The organism is Streptomyces morookaense, from assembly GCF_013030945.1.
GTDB classification, from domain to species: Bacteria; Actinomycetota; Actinomycetes; order Streptomycetales; family Streptomycetaceae; genus Streptomyces; species Streptomyces morookaensis.
Genome location: NZ_JABBXF010000049.1, coordinates 94,669 through 101,654, shown reverse-complemented (window position 1 = coordinate 101,654; position 6,986 = coordinate 94,669). Strand labels below are relative to the sequence as shown.

At 75.0% G+C, this 6,986-nt stretch carries 2 protein-coding genes; both read right to left on the bottom strand.

Translation table 11 applies throughout. The features are described 5' to 3' along the window. On the bottom strand, nucleotides 1-915 hold a 915-nt coding region (locus tag HG542_RS21905), incomplete at its 3' end, for a beta-ketoacyl [acyl carrier protein] synthase domain-containing protein (protein ID WP_171084039.1). Further along, nucleotides 916-6,921 (bottom strand): type I polyketide synthase, encoded by a 6,006-nt coding sequence (locus HG542_RS21900; RefSeq protein WP_171084037.1) that lies wholly within the window; start codon nucleotides 6,919-6,921, stop codon nucleotides 916-918. It lies immediately after the preceding gene. Nucleotides 6,922-6,986: the final 65 nt, after the last annotated feature.

Genomic DNA, 6,986 nt, shown 5'->3' with positions numbered 1-6,986 from the left:
CGAGGCGTAGGCGGCGCGCATGGCACGTTCCTGGCCCGCCGTGTCGGGGGCGACGAGTCCGCCGGCGCGGCCGTCGTTGCCGAGGCCGATGCCGCGCACGACGGCGAGCACCCGCCGGCCCTGTTCCAGGGCGTCGGTCAGCCGCATGAGTGCGAACAGGGCGGCTCCTTCGGCCGGGACGAGGCCGTCGGCCTCCCGGTGGAATGGCCTGCTGCGGCCGGTCGGGCTGAGGACGCCCAGCATCGCGAAGCCGCCGTGGATGAGCAGGGCGTCGGAGCCGTTCGCCGCACCCGCCAGCATCAGGTCCGCCGTCCCGTCGTGGAGCCGGTCGCAGGCAAGCTTGACCGCGTACAGCGAGGTGGCACAGGCGGCGTCCAGGGCGTGGGCGCCGCCCTCCAGCCCCAGCGCACGGGCGGCGAGCAGGGCCGGCAGCCCTGAGGAGAAGCGGTTGAAGGCGTGCGGGCGGGGCGGAAGCGAAGCCGACATGGCGTCGCGCACCGGTGGCTCCTGGGACGACAGCCACACGTGCTCGGCGTACCGGACGGCTGCGGTGGAGGGGTAGGAGAGATTCCCCAGCACCAGGCCCGAACGGGTGGGGGCGACGGCGGGGACGCCGGCCTCGGACAGGGCCTGGCGTCCGGCGTGCAGGACCCACTGGAAGAGGGGGTCCAGTCGCAGGATCACCTCGGGGCCCAGGCCGAATCCGGTGGCGTCGAAGGTGTCCGCGAAGTCGTGGACGAACCCGCCGATGCCGAAACCGGCGGCGGCGCTGTCCGGTGGCACACCCCAACGTTCCTGTGAGGCCTGCCGGATGCTGATCCGGCGGGCGAGGAGGTTGCGCCAGAACACGTCCGGGCTCAGTGCGTCCGGCAGGACGCACCCGCGTCCCACGACGGCGATGGGTTCGAAGGACATCTACGCCTCGCCTTCCTGTCCCCCGCCGGCCGCCGGCAGGTCGGGCCGCCGGACCAGTTCCACGTCGAGCAGATCGGCGAAGGGGCTGCCGTCCGCTCCGGTCAGCCGCAGGTGGCACCGGGCGCGGGCGCCCTGCGCCGCCACCGGCAGGACGCGACAGGTCACGGGGCCCGGGGCCGGGCCCCGGCAGTGGGGGACGAAGGTGCCGACGGCCATCGGGAGTGCGGCGTGTCCGAGGGCCTCCCGTGCCCAGAGCATGGCGAGTTGCAGGGCTCCGTCGAGTACGGCCGGGTCGGTCTGCCGTACCTCCTCGGGCCAGCCCAGCGCGGTGACGCCGGTGAGGATGCCCTGGACGCCGGACGGGCCCGCCGCCTCGACGGCGGTCACCGCGCGCATCATCGGGCCGTGGAAGAGGAGCTGACCGTCGTAGGGGTCGCCCCTTTCCCAGGGCGGGAGGTCGTCGTCCGCTGCCGCGAGGTGCGCTGTCGTCTCCCGCCCGGCGTCGCCGTTGCGGGCGCGCCCGGTGCAGTGCGGGTGTCCGGCCGTACCGCGCAGTTCCACGCAGAGCGTGCCCGCGTCGGCAGGGTCGGGCCTGCCCGTGATGACGAACTCCGCCGCGTCCCCGCCGGATTCGCCCCAGATGGCGGGCGTCACCACCCGCAGGTCGCACAGGGTCACGGCCTCGGCGCCGGAGTTCCAGTCGCGGACCGCTGCGAGGAACCACTCCAGGGTCTGGGCGAGGGGCAGGACCGCCCTGCCGCCGATGATGTGGTCGGCCAACTGGGGATGGGTGGCCCGGGAGACGCGCGCCAGGGCGGGCTGCGGGTGCCGGAGTCCGGTCGGGGGCAGTGCGCCCGAAGCGCTGCCTTCGGCCGGTACCGCCAAGAGGAGCACGCCGCTGGGCCCGTCGGCACGGGTCACCTCCTCGGCGAAGGCCCGGGCGCCCGCCTCGGCCGTCAGCAACGGCACGCCGGCCGCCGCGAAGTGCCCGGCCAGGGAGGGAGTGACCATGCCGCCTTGCCATGGGCCCCAGACCAGGGCCCGGACCCGGCACTCCGGGCGGGCCGCCGCCTCGACGGCGGCGACGTGGGTGAGGGTCTCGTTGGCCATGGCGTAGTCGCTCTGTCCGGGGTTGCCGAAGCGGCCCGCCACCGAGGAGAACAGCACGACGGTCCGCACAGGGTCGTCGGCCGTCGCCTCCAGGAGATTCCGCAGCCCCGTGGTCTTGGTGCGAAAGACCCGGTCGAACTGTTCGTCCGTCTTCTCCCCGATCCGCTTGTCGGCCAGCGCTCCGGCGCCGTGGACGATGCCGGTCACCGGCCCCCACTCGGCCCGGACGGCGTCCAGGGCGGTGCGCACGGCGGCCGGGTCGCGGACGTCGGCCCGCAGGTAGCGCACAGGTGCGCCGGCGCGCTCGATCGTGGCGAGCGTTGCCCGGATCTCGCGGACGGCCAGGATGTGGCGGGCCTGCCGGCCGAGGGCGGGCGGCGGGTCCGCGGACCGCTCGGCGAGGACCCGGACGAGAGCGGCCTCGTCCGCGTCGGTCGGCAGACCCTGGGGCTCGTCGTCCAGTTCGGTACGGCCCAGCAGCGCCAGGCGCGGCCGGCGGACCCGGGCCAGCTCGCCGAGGGCGGCGGCGGTGATGCCCCGCGCGCCGCCCGTGGCGACGAGGACGTCGCCGGGCCCCGGGGTGTCGGACGCGTCGCCTGTCGGAGCGGCCGGAACGGCCAGTGTCGTCACCCGGCCGCCGTCGGCGGGCAGTCCCGTCTCCAACAGGGGCCCTCCGCGCAGCAGTTCGCCGGCCAGCGCGTCGGCGACATCCTCGGGGGAACGGCCCGCGCGGGCGCAGTCGATGGCCTTGACCACCGCCTCGGGCCACTCCCCCGCGAGCGTACGGACCAGGGCCACCAGACCGCCCAGCCAGGCCCGTTCCCCGTGGTCGCCCCGGACGCCGAAGTCGCCGCCGGTGTCCTGCACCGTGACGAACACTCCCCCCTCCCGCGCGAACCGTGGGGCCACGATGCGGGCCGCCCGGAACGCGGCGCGCTGGACCTCGAGCATGGCCTCGGCTTCCGGATCCCCGGTCAGGCCGCCCAGCAGCAGCACCGCCCGGCTCTCCGGTGTCGGCTCCGCGACCGCTTCGGCGGGGACCCCCTGTTCGGCCAGGCGCCCGGCCACGAGCCCGGCGAGGCCGGAACCCCCGTCGATGACGTGGAGGACGTGCTGCCCGAGGCCGGGCATCGCCAGACCACCGGGCGGTGCCGGCACGGAGCGCACCGCGTAGCGCCCCAGGACAGCAGGTGCCGGTGCGGGACCGGGCGGGAGTTCCGGCGCCGGTGTGCCGACGGACGTCACCGGTCCGCCCGTCGCCTGCCGCATCCTGTCGACGACCTGCCGGATCGTGCGCAGGGACACCAGCTCCACCGGGTCGTCCTGGATCTCGGGCAGCTCACCCATCCGCTGCCGCAGGACGGAGAGGATCTCCACGCGTTTGATGGAGTCGATGCCCAGGTCGGCCTCCAGCTCCATGTCCGGATCGAGCATCTCGGGCGGGTATCCCGTGCGTTCGGCCACCACGGCCAGCAGCGTCTCCTCCAGTCGTGCGGGGTCGAACGCCGCTGTGTCCGCCGCTTCCCCCGCTGCGGGTCCGGCTTCGACGGCCGGTGACCTGGCAGGAGGCGGCACGACCGCCGGTGCGTCGGGCTCCTGAGCGGTCGTGCCGTCCGGAGCGGGAACAGTCGTTCCGGTGGTCGCTGCACGCCCGGCGTGCCACTCCGCAGGCGGAGCCACGGGCAACCCGGCCAGCGCTGCGAAGGACGTCTCGGACATGCGCAGAAAGGCCGTGTGCGCCTCGCTCATGGACCGCAGGAAGACGGCGTGGGCATCGGCCGTCCGGCCCTGGGCCTCCTCGATCAGGGCGGCCCGGGCATCGTCCTCCTCGGCCGGCACGAGGGGTGCCGCCGGGAGCGGTCCGGCGACCCGGGGCGGCATGGCCGGTGCCGGGATGCCGGGCAGCGCCGGGGCCGGGGGCATGGTGGCTGTGCCGGGCACGGTGGACGCGGAGGGCACGACGGGCGAAGGCCGTACGGGAGCAGCCGGCGCCGTCCCGGACGGCGGTGCCGGTGGGGCGGGGGCGGTTGCCCGGTCCTCTTTCTGTGGTGGATAGCGTCGTCCGTGGTTGCCTCCGTCGATCGGCACGGTCATCGTGGGCACGCTTTCCCCACCGGTGGGGAACGGCACGGCGTAGTGCTTCCAATACGGCGCGAAGTCCAGGGGCACGCCGTGGACGGCGAGCCGGGCCAGAGCGTCCTGGAAGGCGGTCACGCCGTGGGTCCCGCGCCGGTCGAGGGGTACGGCCAGGTGGGGCCGGTCGCCGAGGATCCCGTTCACGAGCACCGTGAGGGTCGTGCCCGGTCCCGCTTCGACGAACGTCCGTACCCCGGCCCGGTACATGGCCTCGATCTGGTCCGCGAAGCGCACGGGCGCGGTCAGATGGTCGACGAGGCGGGCGCGGATCTCGCCGGCCGCAGCCGGGTGGGGAGCGGCGTCGGTGTTGGAGAAGGCCTCCCGTTCCGGGGATGACACCGCGGCTGCCTCCAGGGCCTCGGCGTAGGGGGCGCGAGCGGCCGCGATCAGTGGGCTGTGGAAGGCGATGGGGACGGCGAGCGGCACGGTGCCGGTGCCGGCGGACCGCAGCCGCGCGGTCACCGCGGCGATCGCCTCGGGCGTGCCGGAGAGCACCGTCTGCTCCGGGCCGTTGTGATTGGCGACCCACACGTCCGGCACGCCGGCCGCGGTCAGCGCCTCCTGGACCTCGGTGAGGCCGGCGAGGACCACCAGCATCGCTCCGGGCACCGCCGCCGCGGCGTCGCGCATCGCCTCGCCCCGGGCGCGGGAGAGACGCATGAGGGTCGCGGCGTCGTACGCGCCCGCCGCGTGCAGGGCGATGAGCTCGCCGAGGCTGTGGCCGGCGACGCAGTCCGGCTTCAGGCCGAACTCGGCCAGCAGGGCGAGCAGGGCGAGGCTGTGCGCGGCGAGGGCGGGCTGCGCCCACTCGGTGGCCGTGAGCAGTTCCTGCTGCGCGCCCTGTTCGTCGTCCGGCCGGGGCGGGGGGAAGACCACACGGTGCAGGGGCATGTCCTGCGGGCCCGTGCCGCCGACCGCGTCCCAGACGGCGAGCGCCCCGGGGTGGTGGGCCGCCAGGTCGCCCCCCATGCCCACGTATTGGGCGCCCTGGCCGGGGAACAGCCAGGCCGTGCGGCCCGGCTCGCGCTGCCCGGCGCCCCAGTGCAGGGCGAACGGCCGGGGCGGGGTCCTGCCCGCGGCCATGGCCGTGCCGGCCTCGTCGAGCCGCTCGACGAGGGTGCCGATGCCGTCGGCCAGCACGGCGAGCCGCCGGGCGGCGCCGGGCCGGAAGCCCTCCTGACTGCGGCGGGCCAGGCCGGCGAGGCCGTGCGCCGGCCGCGTCGCGGCCTTCTCCGCGGCCCGCCGGAATCCGGCGACGCACTCGCGCAGTTCCTCGGTGGAGTCGCCGCAGAGCAGCAGGAGTTCGGTCGGCGCGGTGCGCAGGCGCGGCCGGGTGCCGCCGGCGGAGCGGTCCGGGGGCCGGTGTTCCGACAGCGTGGCGTGGAAGTTGCTGCCGCCGAAGCCGAAGCTGGAGACGGACGCGCGCCGGGGGGTCCCGTCCGTCCGGATCCACGGGCGGGTGCGGGTGTTGAGGTAGAACGGGCTGGTCTCCATCCGCAGGCCGGGATGCGGGCGCTCGGCGTTGATGGTCGGCGGCAGCACCTTGTGGTGCAGGGCGAGGACCGCCTTCAGCAGGCCGACCGCGCCCGCCGCGCTCTTGGTGTGGCCGATCTGGGACTTCACCGACCCCAGGGCGCACCATTGCGGGTCGGTACGGCCCGACGCTGCGAAGACCTCGCGCAGAGCGGCGAATTCGACCTGGTCGCCCGCCTTGGTACCGGTGCCGTGGGCCTCGACGAGTTCCACCGTGCCGGGTTCGTAGCCCGCTTCCGCGTAGGCCCGGCGCAGGGCGAGGGCCTGGCCCTGCGCCCTGGGCGCGTAGATGGCCGAGCCGCGCCCGTCGGACGAGCTGCCCAGGCCCTGGATGACGGCGTACACCCCGTCCCCGTCGCGTTCGGCGTCGGCCAGCCGTTTGAGCGCGAACATCACCACGGCCTCGCCGAGCATGGTGCCGTCGGCGTTCTCCGCGAAGGGCCGGCACTCCTGTGTCGGGGAGAGCGCCGGGGTGGTGGTGAAGCAGTAGAACATGCCGATGTCGTTCGTGACGTCGACGCCTCCGCTGATGGCCAGGTCGGCCCGGCCCAGGGAGAGTTCGTCCAGGGCGGTGGACAGGGCGGCGAACGATCCGGCGCACGCCGCGTCGGTGGTGTGGTTGGTGCCGTGCAGGTCGAAGCGGGCTGCGATGCGCCCGGCGACGACGTTGCTGAGCAGCCCGGGAAAGGTGTCCTCGGTCGGTTCGGGGTAGTGCGCGGCGATGCGGTCGCAGATCGCCCGGGCCTCTGCCTCGGGCAGGCCGTGCTCCCGCAGGGCCTTGAGCCATACCGGCCGTTGTGTCGGGGCGTTGGCTTCGGTGAGCAGTCCCAGCGCGGCCGTGCCGAGCACCACGCAGACGCGGTCGCCGGGTGGCCGGGCGGCGCCGCCTTCCTCGGCGTCCCGCAGAACGCCGTCGGCGACCAGCAGGGCGAGCAGTTGCGCGGTGTCCGTCGACGCCAGGCTCTGCGGCGGGATGCCGTAGGCCATGGGGTCGAAGTCGACGGTGGGCAGGAAGGCGCCTCGCCGTGTGTAGATTCTGCCGTGCGTGCCGGGGACGGGGTGGTAGTAGTCGTCGATCAGCCACCGGGTGGGCGGGACGTCCCGCATCGCGTTCCGGCGTCCGAGGATCAGCCGCCAGCTCTGCTCGATGTCGTGGGCGTCCGGCAGCAGGGCGGCGAGGCCGACGACGGCGACGGGTACCCGGCGCGGGAGCGGATCGTCCGGCATGGTGTGTCCTTGTGTCGCAGGAAGGTTCGGCGGGGCGGTTCGGCGGGACGTGGACGGGTTGTCGA